We start from the raw sequence: 20,511 nt of genomic DNA on the forward strand, positions 1-20,511 counted from the left end.
CGACGCTCGAAGTCCTTCGGGGGTTGATCACGCAGCGGGACGGGCGGAGGATTCTTCCTGCCGACGGATTGCGTGTCGGTCGAGCCGGACCAGCAGTTCGTCCAGGTCGGAGGTGGTGAACCTCCACTGGAACGGCTGTGCCGTGGCGTTGTAGCGGTCTTCGAATGCTCGGAGCCGATCCCGGACCTCGCTGAGGTCCGTGAAGTCATTGGGCGAGACGACCTTGCGTTGGACGATCGAGAAGAAGATTTCGATTTGGTTCCTCCAGGAGGGGCACACCGGACAGGATCCGGCTGTACGTCAGGCCGGTATCGGCCGCCGCCAGTGGGATATAGGGGAGGCAAGGCAAGAGTTGATGCAACTGTTGCCTTACGTGGGCGGTGCGTCTCACCGTGCGGAACAGGTTTAGCGGTGCTGTCGTGGGGGATGGTGCCATTTTGCGTGTGTGCCTTCTGGGAATTGGCCCTGGCGGCATGGCAACCTCTTGGAGGCGGAAGAAGGTGGGGGAGCGCCATCGGTTAACACGCTTGCAGAGGTCCTTGGTTGGGGTGGTTGTCGCCGGTGCGCTCGTCATCGCGGGGATCGGCTTCGCGGGTTCCTACGCGGCGGTGCGCGAGCTCGCCCTCAAGAAGGGCTTCGGGAACTTCGCGTACGTCTTCCCGATCGGCATCGACGCGGGCATCTGCGTCCTGCTGGCCCTGGACCTCCTGCTCACCTGGATCAGGATTCCCTTCCCCCTCCTGCGCCAGACGGCGTGGCTGCTGACGGTCGCGACGATCGCGTTCAACGGCGCGGCGGCCTGGCCGGACCCGCTGGGCGTCGGTATGCACGCCGTCATCCCGGTCCTCTTCGTGGTCTCCGTCGAGGCGGCCCGGCACGCGATCGGCCGGATCGCGGACATCACCGCCGACAAGCACATGGAGGGCGTCCGCCTCACCCGCTGGTTGCTCTCGCCGATCCCGACCTTCCTCCTCTGGCGCCGTATGAAGCTGTGGGAGCTGCGCTCCTACGAGCAGGTCATCAAGCTGGAGCAGGACCGCCTCGTCTACCAGGCCCGCCTGCACTCCCACTTCGGCCGCGCCTGGCGCCGCAAGGCCCCGGTGGAGTCCCTGATGCCCCTGCGACTGGCCAGGTACGGCGTCCCTCTCGCTGAGACTGCACCCGCCGGTCTCGCCGCCGCCGGTATCGAGCCGCCGCCGATCCTCTCCACTGACGAAAGGGTCACCATCCCGGCCCAGCTGGAACCCTCCGTGCTCGAGGCCGCGGCAGATCATGAGCAGGAGCTCGCGGAGAGTACTGAGCCGCGGGCAGTGCAGGCAGCCGCCGCGTCCGGGCCGCGGCCTGGTCCACAAGAAACGACCGACGCAGCCACTGAGCGGTTCGCTGAGGCCTACCAGGGGTTCATCGACCAGTTCCAGGTCGAACCGACCCCCGCGCAGTGGGCGTTCTGGCTCCGCGACGCGTACGGCATCTCCACGGGGGCTGGGGGCCCGCTCTCCGAAGAGCAGGTGCAGCCCCTGCTCCAGGTCCTCCAGAAGCGCTACGTACCGCACACCGAGGAGATCGCCGCCTCCGGTGAACCGCAGTCGATCGACCAGTCCTGGCACGACTACTTCTACAGCGCCTGGCGCAGCTATGAGCATGAGCGCGGCGCCTACCCAGATGCGGTCGCTCTCGCGGCATACGTGTACGAGCGGGACGGCATCACCGGCGCGGGCGACCGGCCCATCTCCGGTGAGGATCTGGACGACTTCGTGGTGAGCTTCCGGCGGCGCGAGGTCGACGGAGCGGAGCTGCCTGCCGAGGAGGCTGCCGCCGATCCCGGTGAGCAGGAAGCCGACGGACCCCTTCCGGAAGCAGAAGCTCCGCAATCGGTGCCCGCCGGCGCTGCAGCACAGGCTGCGAAGGAGCAGCGTGGCCTTCGGGTGGATGCTCCCATCGATGAGCCGCCGCCAGGGCCAGGGGGAGCAGCGGGAGAGCGAGTTGCCCTCACCACCGTCGACCGCTACTACCTGGCGTGGACGGACTACCAGACCGAGCACGGCGACGAACCGACGGCCGAGCAGCTGTCCGCCTACCTCGCAGGGAAGGGCATGCATGGCCGCGGTGGGAAGCCGGTCAGCCCCGCCAACCTGCGCCGCTACTTCCTGCCGTCCCGCGTCTACAAGGTCTGGGCCGAGTACCGGATGCGCAGTGAGGAACCCGCGGCGGACGCCGTTGCGCAGGAGTGCGCAGTCCGCGGGATCACAGCCCAGTACACCAAGCCCGTCACCACCGACTACATCACCGAGAACGCCGACGACTTCGAGCGACGCTGGCAGGCCCTCACCCGCCACCACGCCGACCCGCAGCAGTAAGCCCGCGACCTCACCCTGCCTGCGCAGTGGGTTCCAGCAAGCTGCGCAGTCAGCAGAAACCCCTGATCAGCCGCACATTGCGCAGACAGCGTGATCACTGCGCAGATCTGAGCACCGTGCCTCCGCGCACTGCGCAGCGCCGCCCCTGAACCGATGAGGAGGACCCATGCGAGCACTGCGCATCGACCCGGACGCCGCGGTCACGGACCTCAACCTGCCCGAGACCGATGCGCATTCCGCGATCCGGGAACACGTCGGGTCCCCCGAAGCCGTCGATCAGGGGGTGTACCACCGGCGGGCCGTTCTGCACATTCACGGCAACGGCCGGAGGGTCGGACTCCCGCAGAACCTGGCCGCATGGGCCCTGGCGAGTGCCTGGCGCGGCACGGCCCTGTACCCGCTGGCCGGGCCCATCGTCATCACGGGACGAACGGAGAGCGGGGAAGTGACGGCGCTGGACGACGACCTGGCGCAGCACGTGCAGGCAGTTGCGCAGACCGTTCGGGAAACGATGACGGAGTGGCGCACGCGAGCTCCCTCCTCGAACGAGGCAGCCATCCGTGAACTGCTCGCCTACGCAGCCCGTGACATCGCCTCCCGCCGGTAGGGTCGTGCTGCGCACCTGTCGGCTAGAGAACCTTGCGCACCGCCGCACCCGAGCCGTTGAGCAGGTCGTTGATGAGCTGCTCGGTCTCGATCTCCAGTGAGCAGTCCAATGCCCGGTTGACTTGTTGGACGCGTGTGATGGCGGTGTGGAGCCCCTGCCGGTTCCCGGCGGCGGCCTCGATTCTCATCCAGTCCCGGTACAGCAGCTCTGCCGCGTCGTCGACGTCGAGACCGGTCGCGACTGCCTGTCGGGCCGCGCTGAGGTCGTGGTGCCGACCCGCAGGGGTGCGGTAGGTGGCCACGGTGTGCGTCACGTCGATGATCCGCGTGATCATCTCCTGCTGGTAGGGCTCGGCCCAAGGCAGGGGCCTGCCTCCGAACGGCCGGCCCCGCACCAGGGTGAGTGCCCTTTCCAGGTCTGGCAGGCCGGCCGGGCCCAGGGGCAGGGCGCGCTCGGCGAGTTGAAGGAAGCGCATCCAGTCGCAGCGCACGCCGGGGGAGAGCCGGTAGGGATCGTCACCGGAGCTGCGGCGTGGCACGTAGGGGTGGCCGGCGGGATCGCTGCCCAGAGAGCGGCGCAGTCCCTGCAGCCGGGCATTGAGGGTGCTCGCCGACCAGGGGCTGACGGGGTCCATGTCAGCGCACAGGATGTCCGCGCTGCGCCCGGGCCGGAAGTACAAGAGCGCGGCGACCTGGGCGATCCGGGGGCCGTGGCCGGTGCTGTCCACGCCCGTCACCTCGACCGGTCCCAGGACCCGGATCTCCGGCGCGTGCAGGTCGTGCGCCTCACTCTCGTCAACCTTCTGCACTGCGCCCTCCGCGCCGGAACCCTCGCCTCCGTCCGTCTCTGGGGTCGCTGGGGCGGGGTCCGTTGTTGCGGTGCCGGGGTCTTCCTCGGCAGGGTCTTCCTCGGCCTCGGCTGGCGCCCCGGCGGTGGGCAGCAGGCGCAGTCCGGCCGGATCGGTGGAGGCGGCGAGCAGGGCCGGGAAGATCTCCGGGCTCACGTCGACTACCGTCGCCGGCGAGGGGCTCGTAGCAGTGTCACCCGTGGGTGCGCTGGGTCCCTCCGGCGCCAGGCGCTGGGGCTGCTGCCTGCTGTCGGGCTCGTCCGGGACCTCCTGCCAGGGCCCTTCGGCCGGGTGGGACGGCTGCCCGGACACCTTCAGCGCGGTGGTGATCTGCAGGTAGGCGGCATGCTCCAGACGCTGCACCGTGATCTCAGTTCCGGCGTAGTCGAGTTGTTGCGGATCGCCGAGCGAAGCGTTGAGGATCTCAGCATCGGGGAAGTGCGCGGCTGCCGTGCTTGCCGGGGCAACCAAGGTGACAGGAACTGGTCCGGCCTTGTCGATGACGTCGGCGAACTCCCACGCAAGGTCCGCGTCCAGAGCGGACGCGCACAGCAGCAGGTACGGCTGATGCTGGGTTTCGGGCATCTGGTGCGCTTCCAGAAGCCGTTCGCTCAGGTCCCGCAGTGCGTGCGCGGGCTGCCGCATGTGCGCGATCCGCGATGTGGGCAGTAGCTGCGGCAAGTCTTCGCCGAATCCGATGGTGACGACCTCGACGTCGCCCGCCCATGGGCTCATGCCGTACTCCAGCGCGAGGGAGGTGCACACTTCGGTGATGTGCACCGGGTTACCGTCCAGCAGCAACGCGGGCACCTGGGCGAGGTTGAGCAGTACGAGGTCACCGGCCTCGGTACTGCCGACGGTGACCAGTGCCGGATACGGCGCCGGCATGTCGCGTGCGGCCTCCTCTTCCAGGAGGGGCGCGTCGGCCGGCAGCACCCACCAACCGCTCTTCCCCGCGGCGAAGGGTGCCCGCGGCTCGTGGGCAAGGTCTTCGGGCAGCACCTCGAGCGTGCGGGCGCCGATCCGCGCGGCCCGCAGCTGAGGCAGTTCGCCGTCGCCGTCCTGGGCTGCCTGGTGGGCCAGATTCCGCAGGGCTACGTCCAGGCGGGCGGCGCCGCCCGGCTCGGCGGCGGCCGCCAACTGCGCCTCCGCTGGGGAGACCTCGGACGTGATCGCGATTCTCTCGCCCGGCTTGCGGCGGCGGCGCTGCAGCAGCCGACGCAGCGCGAGCGCCCCGGTGACCGCGGCCGCCAGGAGCGCGCCGGCGCCGAGGACGGTACGCAGCTGCAGTGTGCCGCTTGACGGGGATGAGGCGGGTTCCTGGGTTGACGTAGCGGTGGGGGAGGGGGCATCGGAGGCGGACGGTTCGGCGGACTCCGTTGCGGAGGTGCTCGCGCTGGGGCGGGGCGCCGCGGATCCGGCCCCCTGCTCCTGGCCAGGCTGGTGTGTGGGACGGCTGGACGGTGTGCTGGGCGTGGACGTCTGTGGTGCGGGCGCGGTGGACTGACGTGGCGCGGGAGCCTGCGTGTTTGCGTGGTCGTTGCCGGGCTTGTGCCCGCTGCGGGGAGCGTTGGTGCTCGGCGGGGTGCTCGACGTGTCGCTGCTCTCGCCCTCGGCGGGACTCTCGTGACGCTCGGCCTGTGCGCCGGGCACGGTGACCTGCTGCCCCGGGTAGATCACATCCGGGTTGGTGATCTCTGGCAGGTCCTGCGGCTGCGGTTTGCCCCGGCTGGCTTCGAACAGCTTCGGCCACTCAGCACCGTCGCCGAGCTCCCTCTGGGCGATCTCCGACAAATAGTCGCCGGGCTGCACCGTGACGGTCGCCCCGTGCCCGCTGCCGGAATCCGGAGCACTCCTATTCAGCTGTGTCCGGGCGCCTCCCGCCTGCGTGCTGGCTGCGCTGACGGCTGGTGTGGCGGGGACGGCATCGGAGGGCAGCGTGATGACCGCGCCCTTGGGCAGGTACTGGTCGCCTGCGGCGAGGCCTGGGATGTCAGGGTTGAGGGCGGCGATGTCCTGCCACCGCTGTCCGCTGCCGAGGTACTCCTCCGCCAGGTCCCATGGCAGCTCCGTGGACGAAGTGACCGTGTGCGTCGGGACATTGGTGTGATCGGGCGACGCGGACGCGGTGGACGAGGCGCTGGGGGTGCTGTCGCCGGCTGTCTGGGTGGCGGTCACCGCGTGGGCGGGGGCCGAGGTCGCCGCGGAGGCGGCGGTCGGGGCGAGCAGCACGATCCCGCCGACGAGGAACGTGGCCACTGACTGCATGCCGCCCAGGCCGCGTAGGCGCGGGGCGGAACGGCGCCGCGCGACGGCGACGACCTCCAGGGCCACCGAGAGGGTGAACGCGGCCCAGGCCACCCACCCGATGCAGGTGATGGCGGTGAAGAAGAGGGTGCCGTCGTCCGGGCGGAGCAGGACGTCGACACCGCCGGACAGGTCGGTTGGCTGAGTGCCGACGAGCAGCAGAACGTACGGGGTACCAACGAGCAGGACGACGAGGAGGGCAAGGCCGAGCAGCGCGCGCACCAGGGCGCCAACGGTGCGCAGGGGTGCGGGGGTTCGGTAGGCCACGGTTGGGCTCAGCCTCCAGCCTGGGTCTGCAGGTGTGCGGTCGCGGTGCCGGTCACGTTGATGGTTCCCTTGCCGATCAGCTGCGCGAAGTAGGTGTTGTAGGTGTCGTGCACGGTGACCGTCATGGTCTGCCCGTCGTCGGTGATCTGGACGTCGCCTTGCACGCCGGCGGCGGCGAGGTAGTCCTGGGCGGCGGCCTGCGCGGCGTCCGGGTCGATGGTGATGGCGGTGCCTTCGATGGCCTGGGCGGGGTCGAGTTGCTGTCCGGCGGTGCGGGCGGCTTCCTGGGCGAGGGATTCCGCGCGGTTGGAGGCGTTGAGTGCCCCGCCGCCGTCGACGAGCAGGCCCATGACCATCAGCAGTGCCACGGTGGTCACGGCGAAGAACAGGGACATCGAGCCGTCGTCGCGGCGCGCGCGCAGCGTGGCGAGGCGGCTCCTCAGCACGGCAATCAAGATCATTAGCGGGCCCTGTAGGTATCGATCGGGCTGGTCCAGGAAGCGGTGATCGTCTTGGCGCCGGGCAGGCCGGGGACGCCGATGTCGGACAGGGTCGCGGTGCACGAGATCGTGGCGGTGACGGTGGCGGCTTCGCCGACGTCGGTGGCGTAGCCGGAGGTGTCGATGGAAACGTTCGAGGTCTGGCAGGTGACGCCGTCGCCGTCGAGGCTGCGGGTGACCGCTTCCTGGGCTGCTGTTTGTGCGGTGCCGGCGTCGCGCTCGAGGGAGGCGGCGCGGGCTGCCGCGTGGGCGGCGGCGTCGACCGCGCCTTTCGCGTCGGTGACCCGTCCGAAGGCGATCATGAGGCCGAGGATGATGATCAGGACGGGGGCGAGGACGGCGGTCTCCAGTGCGTAGCTGCCCCGGTCCTGGCGCAGCAGTCGGAGCCGTAGTCTGGGGCGCTTCACGGGTTGGTCCAGCGTTCGATTGGTCCGTCGGCGTGCTGGGTGACGTGCAGCGTGAGGCCGGGTACCAGGGTGGCGACGTCGCCGGTGACGGTGATGCGGATCTGCTGGGCGGTGCTGCCGGTTGCCGAGACCTGGGCGTCTTTCACGGAGCCGCCGAAGCGGGCGAGGTACTCCTGGGCCTGACTCACGCCGTCGCCTTCGCCGGCGCCGAACTGCCGTCCGGCGTCCACGCCTTGCCGTGCCGCGGACTGGGCGACCTTGCGGGCGTGGTAGTACAGGCCGACCTGGATGGTGGTGAAGGCGAGCGCGAGTACCACCAGGGCCAGGGTGGCCAGTTCGAGGCCCAGCACGCCGTCGTCCCTGCGGCGGATGCGTGCGCGGATGGCCCTGAGGTGCCGTGATCGGCTTGCCACCGTTTCCCCCTCGATCGTCGTCGGTGTGGTGTCTGGGCGCGTGTGGTCAGCCGCCGTCGATGATGCCGATCTTCTCCAGGAGTTTGGCGCGGATAGCCGCGACGAGCAGGCCCGCGCCGACGAGCAGGGCGCCGGCGAGGACGGCGAGTTCGGTGCTGGTGGCACCTCTGTCGCGGGCGGTGCGCAGCTGCTCGGCGCGGGCGCGGATCCATACGGTGAGGAGCTGGATGTCCATGAGGGGTTGGTCTCCTTCGGTCGCCAGGTCAGCTGGCGAGGATCGTGTTGACGATCGGGATCATGACGAAGGCCAGCATGAGGATCACAGCGAGGGTGACCGGGAGGACCATCGCCGCGGAGGCTTCGTTGGCCTGTGCTTTGGCGTCGCTCAGCAGCGCGATGCGCAGCTGGCGGGCCTGGGACTGCAGGGTGGTGTAGACGGCGGCGCCGTCTCCGGCCAGGGCCAGGGTGTCGGCGGGCCGGGTCAGTTCGGGGATGTCGAGTTCCTCGCCGAGCTGCTTGAGGGCGTCCCACGGGGTGACGCCGGCGAGCTCGGCGTGGTCGAAGACCTGGCGCATCCGCTGGAAGATCCAGCCGTCGCCGACTTCGGCGGTCTGGGTCAGTGCCTGCCCGGCGCCGCTGTTGGCGACCCGGGCCAGGGCGACGCGCTCGAGGTAGGAGGCGGCGGCATGCCGCACGATGAGGCGGGCGGCGGCCGCGTCGCGCTTGACGTCCTGCCCGGGGCTGAACCAGAACAGCGCACCGAGCAGGAGCGAGACGCCGGCGGGGATGGCGAACGGGAACGGCGTGCCGGCGAAGGCGAGCATTGCCTGCAGCAGCTGGGGGGCCAGCAGCCCGTACAGGGCGAACAGGACGCGCTTGCCGAGGTGTTCGGCCGGGGAGATCCGCAGCAGTCTGAGGTCGCTGAGCGGCAGGCGGATACGGACGCCGAACTCCTCGAGCAGCCGGGCGCCGACCCGCTCCGGCACACCGCGCGCGCCGGGCGGCGCGGCGACGGGCATGGCGTTGGTGAAGTGGGCGGCGTCGAGGCGGTCCAGGACGCTGGCCAGGTCCGGCTTGGTGGGCAGGGCGGCGCGTACGGCGAGGCCGATCATCACGCCGGCCGCGGCCGCGGGCAGCACCGCGTTCATGGGGATCATCGGGTCTCCCCTTCCAGGACGGCCAGGTGGTCGGGCAGCGGGTCGAGCAGGCGCGGGTCGGGCTTCGTGCGGGCGATGCGCCGCAGCCACGACAGCGTCCACGCGAACAGGCCGCCCAGGACGACCAGCGCGATCTGCCCGACCGGGCTGGCGTACCAGCCGGACCAGGCGTTGTTCAGCATGCAGCCCATGACCACGATGCAGATGACCAGGGAGACCTGGCGGGAGGACTTGCGGACGGAGGCGCGGTCGGCTTCGACGTCACGGGCGTCGGCGGCCTGCTGGTGGATGGTCACCGCGAGCGCTTCGAGAGCGTCGGCCAGACCTGGGCCCTTGTAGACGGCGTGGCTCTGGAAGAGCAGCACGACGTGGTCGGAGACGCCGTCGGCGAGTTCGTCCGCGAACATCGCGAACGCCAGGTGGGCGTCCATGCCGGTGCGCAGCCGGTCGGCCAGGCGTTGCACGTTGCCCGCGATCGGGCCGGGTGCGTTCTTCGCGGAGGCCCGCACGGTCTGGGTCAGCGAGATGCCCGCAGTGTGCACGCCCGCGAGGTGGTTGAGCCACTGGGCGAGCGCTTCGAGGCGTTCGATGCGGGCCTGTGCGGCGCCGCCGGGGTGCAGCACGAACGGCAGGCCCAGGACGGCGGCGCCGGCGAGCAGGCCGTGCACGGGCCAGCCCGTGTACGCCCACACCAGCAGGGCTACGACGGCGGCTGTGATGACCAGGTGACGCCAGCGGCGCTGCCAGCTCTCGGGCAGTTCGGCCTTGGCGCGGCGCATCCGGGCGGCGATGCGGGAGGGGGGTTTGACGGGGTCAGGGATGCGGCCGCGGAGTTCGCGGGTGGTGGCGATCGCGGCGATGACTGCCAGCACGGCGCAGCAGGCCGCGACCAGGGCGAGCTGAGACGTGGTCACTGATCTCTCCGGGGCGGCGTGATCCGGTACGGGGCGGGGTGGCGGTAGGTCATCGTCGTCCCACCGTCTGCAGGGGCTCTCCCCACCAGCCGTGCGGGTTCTCGGCCAGCCACGAGCGGGCGATGAGGCCGGTGCGCTCCAGTTCGTCGATGAAGGACGGCATGTTCTGGTAGATCGCGCGCGGGTCGCCGCCGCCCGGGGCGAACAGTTCGGTGGTGGTGGGCCGTCCGGCTTCGCCGACGACGTCGTGGATCTCGTAGATGTGGGAGACAAACCGGTGCCTGCGGCCGCCGACGCCGGTTTCGTCGAGGTAGGTGAGGTAGACGACGACATCGATGGCGGAGGCGATGAGGTGGTGTGCGGCCTCGGTGGCCATGCCGGCCTCGGTGCACAGCTGCACCAGGCGGGAGACGATGGCATGCGGGCGGCGCACGTGCATGGTGCACATCGACCCGGAACCGCCGGCGGACATCGCCTGCAGCATGGGCACGATCTCGGTGGAGCGGACCTCGCCGACGATGACGCGGGTGGCGTTGTAGCGCAGCGCCGTCGCGAACATGTCGGCGATGCTGACCTCCCCGGCGAGCCGGTCACCCGTGCTGCGTTCACCATTGGACTGGCGCGCTTCGAAGGCGAAGGTGACCGGGCCGGGCTTCGGGCCGGGCTCGTCCAGGTAGAGCTCGCGGTCGGATTCGAGGGTCACCAGCCGTTCGGCGGGCGGGATTTCGCGGCCCAGTGCGCGCAGCAGGCTGGTCTTGCCGGCGCCCATGTCGCCGACCACGAGGACGTTCATCCGTGCCTGGACGCACGCGGTGAGGAACCGCTCGAGCAGCGGGTTGATGGACTGCCACTGGACGAGCTCGCCGATGCCGTGCTGGCGGATGCGGTGCTTGCGGATGACGACCGAGGGGCGGCTGGTGAGCAGGCTCGCGGTGACGCGGGAGCCGTCGGGCATCCGGAAGCCGACCATCGGCGTGGCCTGTGTCAGGGCACGCTCGCCCTGGCCGGACTGGCGGGCCATCCGGTTGACCCACGTGATCAGCTCGTCGTGGGAGTCGGCGACCTTGTCGATGGTGCGCCGCGGGCGGTCGTAGTACTCCACGTGCGCGGTCAAACCGTCGACCATGACGTCTTCGACGCCGTCCTCGTCGAGGAGGGACTGCAGGCGGCCGCCGCGGAACATGGCGTCGTAGACCGCGGTGGCGATGCGGCCTTCCTCGGCCTGTGTCAGCGGGGTGTTGCCCTGCGCGTACTTGGTGGCCCAGTCGGCGACGGCGGTGCTGGCGAGCGAGCGGGCCAGGGCGCGCCGGTCCGGCTCGGCCATGGTGCGCTCGGGGTCCTTCTTGCTCAGCTCGGCGGACACATCCGCCTGCAGGGCTTCGATGACCTCCCAGCCGACGGGCAGGAGTTCCGTCGGCAGCCCGGCCAGCCGGGGAACGGCCGTGGGACTGACGGTGCCGCCGGGCACCGCCGGTGGCGCGGCCGCGGTAGGCGCCGTGGGCGGGGCGGGCCGCCGTTCGCCGAGCTTCCCGGTGAGCAGATGGGCGATGTCGTCTCGGCCCATCGGCGGGGGAATCTGCCCGTTGACGCCCGCGCGCTGGTGCGTGTCAGCCACGGCCACCTCCCCGCTGGGCCAGCCGGTCCAGAACGCCCGCGAGCTGCGGGTGGGCCGGTGCGCTGGGGTAGTGCTGCTGAATCTGGCGGCGTGCGGCGAGCGCCTCGAACTGCTCAGTGGCGGTGCGGGCGTAGCGCAGGAGCGGGCTGCGGGCGAAGCCGCGCGGCGGCTTCCCGCCGGTGGTGAGGTAGGCGGCGGTCTCCGGGTCCCATGGCAGTGAGGCCAGCACGGGGGCCTCGAGGGCCTCGGCGACCTGGTGCGGGCGGAACGGGCCGTCCTCGATGAGGAGCAGGCCGAGCGCGTCGGATCCGGAGCCGTGCTCGTCGAGTTCGGTGCGCAGGGGCCGCATGAGGTGGCGGGCCAGGGTGAGGCCTTGCTCGGTGCCGCGGACGGCGAGCAGGACGAGGTCTGCTCTGTGCAGGAGCGGCGCCGGGGTGAGGGTGGGGTGCAGGTGGCCGGATTCCAGGGCCAGGCGCCCGGCGTCGACGAACACGTCGTGGCCGGCGGAGTCGGCCATGACGTGCAGGACGTCGGCGAGGGCGGGCCAGGTGCGGCTCAGGGCGGCGGCCTGGGCGGGATCGGTCAGCCCGGGCAGCACCTTGCGGTGTCCGGTCTGGCCGTCCAGCGGCCACAGGTGCGAGGCGAAGGCGTTGGCCAGCTCGACCGGTCCGACGCGGTCGGCGGCCGCCAGGTGGTAGAGGCCGTATCCGGCGCTGATCTGGCCCTGCAGCAGGCCGGCGCGGATGGTGCCGCCGGCCGGGTCGCACTCGGCGAGCAGGGACGGGCGGGTGGAGGCCAGGGTGAGAGCGAGCGCGGCGGTGGTGACGCCGCACGACTTCGCGGAGGCGATACAGGTGACGGGCATGGTCAGTTGCTCCGCGGTTCACGGACCAGGGCGATGCGGCCCAGGGCGGCGCGGCTGGCCAGGACCGGGCCGTCGTCGGGGGCAACCGCGAGGTTGACGACCACGGTGCCGGTGGCGTCCGGGCGGGAGACGGAGACGACGGTGGCGTCGATGGTCTCCGGGACGGTGCCCTTCTTCGCGGGCTCGTCGCCCTGGGCGGGGGTGGTCACGGCGCGGACCTTGTCCCCGGGCGCCAGCGTCCCCGACGGCGCCATGCCACGCTTGATCTGTACGCCGACCTGCTCCTGGTTGTCACCCAGCCCCGTACCGGCGCCGAGTTGAGAGGTGAGCAGGAGCCCGCCCTTACGCAGGTCGACGGCCGTCCGCTTGCCCAGCACCGTGGCCTTCTGGGTAGCGGGGATGGGGGTGAGCGTGGAGTCCGCCGAGACCTCGGCGACCGTGAGGTCGGCGTCCGTCAGCGCGCGGCCGGCCGGTACGTCCCGTGCCACGGCCAGCACCCGGGTGCGGTCGCTGGCCGAGTTGACGGCGGCGGCGGCCCCGAGCGCGGCCACGACCGCAAGCACGATGCACAGCGCGGCCACGGACCAGCGGCGTTGCCGCTTGACCGGCGGGGTGGTGGTGATGGGGATCTCGGGCCGGGCCGGGCCCTGCGGACGCGGCACCGTCGGCGCGGCGGGAGTTTCCATGACGGGCTGGGGCCTTTCAGGGTGTTCGGGGTGCGTGGCCGGTTAGTTGAGGACCTGGACTTCGGCGACGTTGATGTCCACGGCGTTGTTTCGGGTCGCAGCGAGCTGTCCGGTCTCGCCGCCGCCGTTGACCTGCCAGTCGACTTGCCAGGTCGAGGTGGCGGTCACGTGGTAACGGCCGCCCGCCTGCGCGGAGGAGGGCTCGGTGTAGCGGTATCCGCAGTCCGGTGAGGCCTTCTTCCCGAACGCCGCCTTGTATGGGGTGCCGGCGGTGGTGCAGGTGACGGTGTTGCCGTCGCCCATGTCCCAGAGGATCCGCTTGACCTTCGCGGTGGCGGTGACGGTGACTCGTCCGGCGGAGGCGGAGGCGCTGTTGGGGCCGTACGTCTCGGCGGTCTGGGCCGTCCACATGTACACCGGCATGCCGACCACGCCTTTGCCACCGGGCTTCGGAGTAATCCCGATGTCCGGGCCGAGGAGCGTCATTTTGTCCAGGGCCTCCTGAGCCAGCTGTGCAGGATCCACGTTGGCGGCGGGTGCTTGAGCGGCCCAGAAGACCTGCGGTCCAGCGATCGCCGTGCCGACACCAGCGACGCCCGCGGCAGCCTGCAGGGCGGGACAGACTCGCACATAGATCGCCCCCTCGCTGGGGTCGTGCCCCTCCCACAGCGCACTTCCGGCCGGGGGCTGGGGGTCCAACTTGCTGACGGTGCAAGGCTGCGCCGCAGCAGGTATGCCCTTGCCGCCCTTGGCCGGCTTCCCAGAGGTATTCCCCTGGCTGCCCGGCTTGGGATCGGTGTGGACGTTCACGCAGAACCGCACGATCTCGCACTCGCCTGCGCCGACATGCGGGTCATCCGCCGCGCGGGCCGTGGCGTGTGCTGATCCGAGGAGCAGGAGAGCGGACCCTGCCGTGGCTGCTAACCGTCTCAGCACTTGCGCTCCTGCGGTGTCTCCTTGAGGACGACCCACTGCTTCCCCCACTTCTCCACGCTGATGATGTCGACGTACTTGGTCAGGCGCTCCTTGGGCAGCTCGACTACGTTCTTGGTCTTTTGGTCGACGAGCTTCCACTGGGAGACGTCCATGCAGTCGGTGATGGTCGCATTGGGAACCTTGTGGCCGAGGTTGATGGCGGTGACCTCGGGCGTGCTCCCTGGCTTGCCGGTGGTGACCTGACCGGCCTTCTGCATCGCCTTCGTCTCGCTTTGCACCGTGGCCAGCGCGGCCCCGGTGGCGTACTTCTTGATATCCGTGCCTTCAGTGCCGGCCTGCGAGTACGACTTGGTGACCTCATTGAGGTACTGCTGGTACGCGGCCAGGAGTTCATCCTTGGCCGCAGCCTCGGGGTCCGTGCTCGACGGTGTCGGCGTCTCAGCCGCGGAAGAGGTCGTCGGCGAGGAGGGCTTCGCCTCGTCGCCGTTGTCGGACGAACTGCACGCTGACAGGGCGAGTACGGAGCACAGCCCGAAAGTCACCGCCGCCTCGTTTCGGAAGCGAACAGCAGAATGAACACTCTGGTGTGCGCGGCGTTTCATGATGCCTCCCCGTTCAGCGCAGTTGGGGCGGACGGCAGACGCGGGCGTACCGCCCGATTACCCGCCCCATGAAACCTGGTCGAGCTGCGCTGATGCGCTTGTGTAGTCAGAAGGTTACGCATATGCCAGTCAACTTCCCAGCGTGATAGTTGAGTTCACTCGTACAACTCGTGACGTATCCGGTCACTTTCGAAACCTGAAGTCGATTTGTGGTTCTGTGTATTCGCTCGTCCCGCCCACGCGTGATCCGAGTCGGTCTTCGCTTCGTGCGGACCGGTTCACCCCTGTTCGTAAGAACGAGACCTCGCCCCGTCGGTTCTTCTGGGGCCGGCCCAGGTGGCGTTGGGCCGACTGCATGCTGCTCTCCTCGCTCGCGACGCGGGGGAGTCGGCCATACGGTGATCACGTCACCGTCGAGGGTGACGCGCCGGTCCGGGAATTGGCGGCGTGCCAGCTTCGGGTCGTCCAGGTCGAAGTCGCCGGTCCCCTCAATCACGCAGGCGCTCCCGACGTGCGTGACGACCCGCGTCCGGACGGGCCACAGGCCCTCCGTGCACTCTTCGTTGTTGCGAATCACGCCAGTCGCTCGTGTCATCTGGCATCCCCTAAGTTCAGTGCGCACAAGGTGATATCGATCTCAGACTCTACTGTGCAGCAGTAAACTATTGGTTCGCGTAAGCAAACCGCAAGTGGTTTGGGGAGGAGTTGCAGGGCTGCGACATTCGGCCGTGGAGCCTGTTGCGGTGTCACAGCTCGGTCCACGGACGGGGCTTGTCGCCGGCCAGCGGAACCCACACGTCTGAGGTGGGACCGCACTCGTCCAGGTCCTCCAGGACAACCGCCCCCAGCGGCACCTCACGGGCCAGATCGGCTACGAGCGGATGATGGGCGACCATGGCCTTGAGGTCGCTGATCCGGTTGTCCATCGCCTGGCGCCCAGCGCCGGTCAGCACGAAAAGGACCCGGGGAAACACCGGATACCAGCGCAGCCAGCCGTGACCGCCCGTCTGCCGGCGTCGGCCAACGGGCTGCGGCTCGTACGCCCACAACCTTGCGTACTCGATCAGCTTCGCCGCCAGGCGCTCGCTGCTCATGGTGGCGCGGTCGACCTCGACGAACGCCCGCAGTTTGCGCCGCTGTTGGCCATCGATGAGGGTGTAGTGCATGACCGCGTCGGCCACGACCCTCTCTCCGTCGCCGATTGCGTGGAACACCTCGGGAGTCCAGTCCAGGTGCCCGTGCTCGTCGCCACGGCGGCGGGCATCCGCGACGAAGGCCAGGTGCGTACGCAGGACGGTGAGGGTGTGCGGGGTCTTCAGTGAAGCGGCCGTCGCCGAGGTGATCGGATACGGCGGACGGCCCCGCAGCGCGGGCCAGTCCCGGGTCAGGCGGGCGCCCTTCGGGGTGAGGTACCAGACCCGGGTGCGATTGGACTGCGGCAGCACGACGAAGTCGACCAGGTGCTCGCCGAGCAGATCGTTCAGCCGTTCCGAGACCGACTGGCGGGAGCGGTCGGGCCGCAGCAGGACATGCAGCTGGTTGGTGGAGGCCATGCGGTGCTGGGCGAGCGTGGCCAGGAGCTGATGCTTGAGGGGCTCGGTGGGGCTGGGCGTGAAGCCCGCCGTCGTACGGTCCTTTGGCTGGGCGGTGGTCATCCGAACTCCTTCTCCTTTGACAGGTGGACAGTGGCGGCGCCGGCAGGGGAGCGCGCGCGGAGGAAGGCGGCGACCCGGCCGAGCTGCTTGGCGGCCTGGTCGGTGAGCTGGTCCAAGGGGAGCGCCTGGGCGTTCGCCAGCGCGGCCCGCTCCAGCGCGGGGACCTGCTGTGGGCGCGCCTGGGCGGCGAAGATGTCGTCGAGATGGGGCCCGCGCAGTTGGACGGGCCCGACACGGCGCCCGCGCACGTTCATGGAGACGTAGTGCTCGAACCGCTCCATGGTGGCGACCCGGTCGGGGCTGGGGTTGTCGCCCCACTCGGCGGTGATCGGTGCGATCGCGGACTTCGACCCGGCGGTGGTAGCCAGCGTGGACGCGTTCTGTACCAAGGACAGCCGCACCGGCGTGGGCAGCCGGGACAGTAGCTGAGTCATGCCGTGGATGTGGCACCGGTACTTGCGGAGATCCTCGAACATCGACGCGATGGTCTCCGGGGCCGCACCGGTCAAGGTGATCAGCTCGTCGAAGTACGGGCGGAACGGAACCCGCTTCTCCTCGGGGGTGTCGCGTCGCGAGCGCGCGGCCCGCAGCAGATCCCGGGCGAGCAGCGCGGTCAAGAGTCGGTCGGTGGGCCCGTTGCCGCCCGGGCACACCCACACGATCATCTTGGAGTCCATCGCCGCCCGGATGTTGTAGACGCCGACCGGCTGGCCGAGGAAGGCGCGGGTGATTGGGTTGGCGGCCAGCCGGGCGATCGGGTTGAGGACGACGGCGAATGCGTCGGGCGGCAGGGTCGGGAACACCGACTGCCACCACGCGCGGGTCTCCTCATCCAGCCGGCCCGCCACTGCGGCCAGCGCTGCCTTGCGGAACGCGGCGTCGGTGATCAGGGCCCGTACGTGGAAGATCGTGGCCTGGTCCTCGGGGCGACCGGCCTGGCAGGCCGCCTCGTTGATCGCGACCAGGACGGTGAGCGCGGCGGTCAGGATGGTGAGCGCACGGGGGGCGGTCGCGTCGTCCCAGGCCAGTGCGGAGGCGTAGGCGTCGGTGATCGCCTCGACGACCTCGTGCGCCGCCTGCCCGTGGTGCATGCCGAGCGGATTCCACGAACTCACCCGCGGGTTGGGACCGAGACCGTTGAGGTCGACCAGGGCGATCCGCGGCATCAGATGGTCGTGTGCCAGGAACGGGATGGCCCGCGGCCACGAGTCGCGGTGCGGGTCGACGAAGATCAGCCCGCCGCCCGCGTGCCCCCAGCCGATCGCCTGCGCCAGGGCGCGCTCCGTCTTGCCGCCGCCCGCCTTGCCGACCCCGACCTCGAACAGGGTCTCCTCGGCGTAGGTGGCGACCAGCCGCTCCCTGCCGTCCGGACCCCGGTAGATGCCCTGCAGCAGCAACTGGGGCTCGCCGAAGGCGAAGGTCGGCAGGTCCCCGGCGAGCACCGGCAGACGGCAGTTCACGGTCGGGGGCTTGAGCAGGCCCGTCAGCTCCTCCAGCCTCACCCAGTTCGCGCGGGGCGGCTGGCAGTGCCCCAGATTCCAGCGGCGCTCGAAACCACGCTTAGTGGGCCAGTGGTCGGCGCCGATCCGCCACGGTCCCAGCTGCCAGCCACGCATGGCCCACCTGGAGCGCCCGCCGAAAACATCGAAGGCTGCCTGGAGTTGGGCGAGCCGGGCCTGGGCCCGTCCCTCGGTGTTCGAGGCGCACATCACCAGCAACTGGACGCGGACCAGGTGGTCGTCCTCGGCGAGCTTGCCCAGCGCCTCGGCCGGCTCGACCCGACGAGGCACCGGCGGCATCACCAGCCGCCGCCCGGAGCCCGAGCCGGGCTTGTCCGTGAGCAACTGCTGCAGCTGCCAGCCCAGGGAGTCCTCGATGCCGCTGGCGTCCTGCCGCAGCCAGCGCGCGGCCCGCTGAGCCTCCCGGCGTTCGGACCGGCGCGCGGCGCCCATGAGCTGCAGGCGGCGCGCCCGCAGGGCCCACTTCGGGGCGCGCTGGATGTCGAGCCTGATCTCGGCGAGGTCGCCGAGCTCGGCGCGCAGGTCGGCCACGGCGTCGACGAGCGGCTGGAGCGGATCGGGGCTGAGCGGCACCTCGCGCAGCGGAGAGGTGAGCTTGCCGCGCAGGATGAATTCGGCTCGCACGGTGTGCGTCCGCGACTCGTCGACGATCGGCCTCGCCCGGTTGACGGTGACATCCGGCCCGAACGGCGTTATGGACAGCAGCCGTTCACCGCCCGCCGGGCCCTCGATGCGGTAGCGCAGCGGCGCACTGCCGTCCGCGCGCAGCCGGATCTGCACGGCCTTCGCCCGACGGGGCGCCCACCAGGGCATGGCCGTGGAGGCGCGTGCGAGCTGGACGCCGCGCCGGAAGATCTCCTCTAGGTTCGGAGCGAAGTGCCGGTTGGGTACAAGCTCCAGGGCCATCCGCTCGGCCGAGGCACGCGCCGCGAGCCGGCGCACGACGGTTTCGCCCACGCCCCAGGGCACAGCGACGGCCAGGGCGAGCAGATACCAGTGGTCGTACAGCCAGTCGGCGGCGTTGACGAGCGAGGTGATCAGGCCGAGTACCTGACTGGCCGCCGTCTCATCGGCCCGGTGGGTCAGGTACGGGGCTGCGGAGTCCACGTGGAGGCTCCCTTCTTCGAGGTCGTACGGGTGAAGTGGAGGTCGGTGATGCGGCCGTCGGTATAGGTGCCGCCGCGGTCGGCGCCCGCCCACACCAGGTGCACCACCGCCCGGTCATCCCGGCCGTCGCGGCGGGCGATGGCGGCCTGGATGCGGAAGCGGGATGACGCGAACGCCGGTGCGACCGCCTGGTCCGGGTCGCCGAAGACCGTCGGCCATGTGGCGCGGCCGATCCCGGTGGCGTCCGCCCGCAGCAGGTCACGGCCGGCCGTGAGCAGTTGCCGCTCATCCCCGGCAGCAAGGTCGGCGGCCCATGCGGCCTCCAGTGCCCTTTGGATGGCGCGGTCACCGGAAACGCCCTCCCCATGCGGAGGCAGCGCCGGCGCGCTGGGTGGCTCCGTCGGCGTGGCGGCCGTGAGGCCGCCGGTCTCCGCAGGGCCTTTGCTGGGGGAGATTGCTGAGGTTGGGGATGCCGCGGCGGCCGCAGGCGGTGTTGCCGAGGAAAGGGGAGCGCTCGGTTCGCGTGGCAGGGCCAGCAGGACCATCCCCGCCATGGCCAGGACCATGGTGGCGATCAGCAGCAGGCGCGGTGAGCCCGGCGCGAATGAAGTGGTCATAGAAGACGAGCTCCTCCCGCGTAGCCCGGCATCGCATCGACTGCGTCCAGACGGACGACGGTGCCGGGGCGGGCGGCGTTGACCATCTGGCCGCTGCCGACGTAGATGCCGACGTGGTAGATCGTGGAGTCGAAGCCCGGGGCGTAGGCGTAGAAGACCAAGTCACCGGGTTTGAGTGCGTTCTTGCCGAGGCTGGCGGGAATCCGCTGGCCGTAGCTGGCCTGGGCGGCCGCGGCGTGTGGCAGGGTGATGCCGGCCTGCGCGTACGCGTACTGGGTCAGCCCGGAGCAGTCGTAGCCGGTGATGGAAGCGCCGCTCTTTCCGCTCGGAGAGCAGCAGGTTCCCGTGCGTGGACCGTTCTTGTTGCCGCCGCCCCAGGAGTAGGGCACGCCTCGCTGGGAGAGCGCCGCCTTGATCACGGTGCGGACCTTCCCGGACACGTTCTTCAGGTCCGGGTCTTCGGCGGCCGCCGTGTACTGGTCGATCCAACCCTGCACGTTGGACAGGTACTCGTTGGAGTGGTTGTACTGGAGGATCGCCGCCTCGAGTTGGGACCGCTTTGCCAGGTTGCGCCCGTTGCCGCACAGGTAGATGGCGGCACCGAGTGCGGCGTCGTCGGCGTTGTGCGGGTCGGCGGTCTTGTCGCCGTTCGCGTCCTCGCCAATCGACGCCCAGGTGGAGGGCAGGAACTGGAACGGGCCGACGGCTCGCTCGCCGTTCGCGGTGCCGTCCCAGCGGCCGTTGTCGGTGTCCGGGAAGACGGTGGTGTTGCCGCCCGTGCCGGAGCCGTTGAGGAGCACGCCGTAGATGCGGGGGCGGATGTCGCCATTGTCGGCGATGTTGCGGCCGCTGGCGTGGTTGGACTCGACCTTGGCGATCCCGGCGAGGATCGGCCAGCGCATCCCCCGGCACTTCGGCACATACCGGCTCACCAGTTGGACGGCCTTTTTGTAGGCGGTGAGCATGCGTGGCGGAATGTCCGCGGCCGTGCCGCCGTCGGCGATTCCGCCGTCGTCCTGTGCACCCGTCTGCAGCGCGATGACGGCGCCGATCGCGCTCGATACGGGAGCGGCGCAGCATACGGCGGCGAACAGCAACAGCACCACCACACAGCCCCACCGCCCCACGCGGC

18 protein-coding genes are annotated in these 20,511 nt (G+C 70.4%); 2 read left to right on the forward strand and 16 right to left on the reverse strand.

Going from position 1 to position 20,511, the window contains the following annotated elements:
* The first annotated feature begins 473 nt into the window (after positions 1–473).
* Entirely contained in the window at positions 474–2,357 is a 1,884-nt protein-coding gene (locus OG747_RS52685) for a DUF2637 domain-containing protein (protein WP_331765326.1), read from the forward strand.
* A gap of 166 nt (positions 2,358–2,523) precedes the next feature.
* A complete protein-coding gene (locus OG747_RS52690; RefSeq protein ID WP_331765327.1) occupies positions 2,524–2,964 on the forward strand; it encodes a hypothetical protein in 441 nt (146 codons plus the stop codon).
* 22 nt (positions 2,965–2,986) lie between these two features.
* Here OG747_RS52690 and OG747_RS52695 read toward each other — a convergent pair whose 3' ends face one another.
* The 16 genes from OG747_RS52695 to OG747_RS52770 all read right to left on the reverse strand — a co-directional run bounded on the left by OG747_RS52695 (position 2,987) and on the right by OG747_RS52770 (position 20,488).
* Positions 2,987–6,385, reverse strand: a complete 3,399-nt coding sequence (locus tag OG747_RS52695; protein ID WP_331765328.1) for a hypothetical protein — start codon at positions 6,383–6,385, stop codon at positions 2,987–2,989.
* 8 nt (positions 6,386–6,393) lie between these two features.
* Complete coding sequence (locus tag OG747_RS52700; RefSeq protein WP_405886485.1) at positions 6,394–6,831, reverse strand: TadE/TadG family type IV pilus assembly protein; 438 nt, start codon at positions 6,829–6,831, stop codon at positions 6,394–6,396.
* Positions 6,832–6,845: 14 nt separating this feature from the next.
* A complete protein-coding gene (locus OG747_RS52705) occupies positions 6,846–7,292 on the reverse strand; it encodes a TadE/TadG family type IV pilus assembly protein (RefSeq protein ID WP_331765330.1) in 447 nt (148 codons plus the stop codon).
* A complete protein-coding gene (locus OG747_RS52710; RefSeq protein ID WP_331765331.1) occupies positions 7,289–7,705 on the reverse strand; it encodes a TadE family protein in 417 nt (138 codons plus the stop codon). Before OG747_RS52710 ends, OG747_RS52705 begins: the two co-directional genes overlap by 4 nt.
* Positions 7,706–7,751: 46 nt before the next feature.
* Positions 7,752–7,940 carry a hypothetical protein gene (locus OG747_RS52715; protein WP_329296065.1) on the reverse strand — a complete coding sequence of 63 codons (189 nt, stop codon included), beginning with the start codon at positions 7,938–7,940 and terminating at the stop codon, positions 7,752–7,754.
* A 28-nt stretch (positions 7,941–7,968) separates the two neighbouring features.
* Positions 7,969–8,862, reverse strand: coding sequence for a type II secretion system F family protein (locus tag OG747_RS52720; protein ID WP_331765332.1), 894 nt, complete (start codon positions 8,860–8,862; stop codon positions 7,969–7,971).
* The gene (locus OG747_RS52725) at positions 8,859–9,776 is read right to left on the reverse strand and encodes a type II secretion system F family protein (protein WP_331765333.1); all 918 of its coding nucleotides are present in this window, start codon (positions 9,774–9,776) and stop codon (positions 8,859–8,861) included. Before OG747_RS52725 ends, OG747_RS52720 begins: the two co-directional genes overlap by 4 nt.
* 49 nt (positions 9,777–9,825) lie before the next feature.
* Complete coding sequence (locus OG747_RS52730) at positions 9,826–11,391, reverse strand: CpaF/VirB11 family protein (protein ID WP_331765334.1); 1,566 nt, start codon at positions 11,389–11,391, stop codon at positions 9,826–9,828.
* Positions 11,384–12,256 (reverse strand): hypothetical protein, encoded by an 873-nt coding sequence (locus OG747_RS52735; RefSeq protein ID WP_331765335.1) that lies wholly within the window; start codon positions 12,254–12,256, stop codon positions 11,384–11,386. The genes OG747_RS52730 and OG747_RS52735 overlap by 8 nt, the downstream gene beginning before the upstream one ends.
* Positions 12,257–12,258: 2 nt before the next feature.
* Complete coding sequence (locus OG747_RS52740) at positions 12,259–12,942, reverse strand: SAF domain-containing protein (protein ID WP_331765336.1); 684 nt, start codon at positions 12,940–12,942, stop codon at positions 12,259–12,261.
* A 42-nt stretch (positions 12,943–12,984) separates the two neighbouring features.
* Positions 12,985–13,878 carry an ATP/GTP-binding protein gene (locus OG747_RS52745; protein ID WP_331765337.1) on the reverse strand — a complete coding sequence of 298 codons (894 nt, stop codon included), beginning with the start codon at positions 13,876–13,878 and terminating at the stop codon, positions 12,985–12,987.
* On the reverse strand, positions 13,872–14,420 hold the full coding sequence (locus tag OG747_RS52750; protein ID WP_331765338.1) for a hypothetical protein: 549 nt from the start codon (positions 14,418–14,420) through the stop codon (positions 13,872–13,874). Before OG747_RS52750 ends, OG747_RS52745 begins: the two co-directional genes overlap by 7 nt.
* Positions 14,421–15,226: 806 nt before the next feature.
* The gene (locus OG747_RS52755; RefSeq protein ID WP_331765339.1) at positions 15,227–16,135 is read right to left on the reverse strand and encodes a replication-relaxation family protein; all 909 of its coding nucleotides are present in this window, start codon (positions 16,133–16,135) and stop codon (positions 15,227–15,229) included.
* Positions 16,132–18,762, reverse strand: a complete 2,631-nt coding sequence (locus OG747_RS52760; protein WP_331765340.1) for an ATP/GTP-binding protein — start codon at positions 18,760–18,762, stop codon at positions 16,132–16,134. The genes OG747_RS52755 and OG747_RS52760 overlap by 4 nt, the downstream gene beginning before the upstream one ends.
* Entirely contained in the window at positions 18,738–19,379 is a 642-nt protein-coding gene (locus OG747_RS52765) for a hypothetical protein (protein ID WP_331765341.1), read from the reverse strand. The genes OG747_RS52760 and OG747_RS52765 overlap by 25 nt, the downstream gene beginning before the upstream one ends.
* Positions 19,376–20,488, reverse strand: coding sequence for a bifunctional lytic transglycosylase/C40 family peptidase (locus OG747_RS52770; RefSeq protein WP_331765342.1), 1,113 nt, complete (start codon positions 20,486–20,488; stop codon positions 19,376–19,378). Before OG747_RS52770 ends, OG747_RS52765 begins: the two co-directional genes overlap by 4 nt.
* Positions 20,489–20,511 lie beyond the last annotated feature (23 nt).

It is taken from the genome of Streptomyces sp. NBC_01384 (genome assembly GCF_045040035.1).
Classification (GTDB): domain Bacteria; phylum Actinomycetota; class Actinomycetes; order Streptomycetales; family Streptomycetaceae; genus Streptomyces.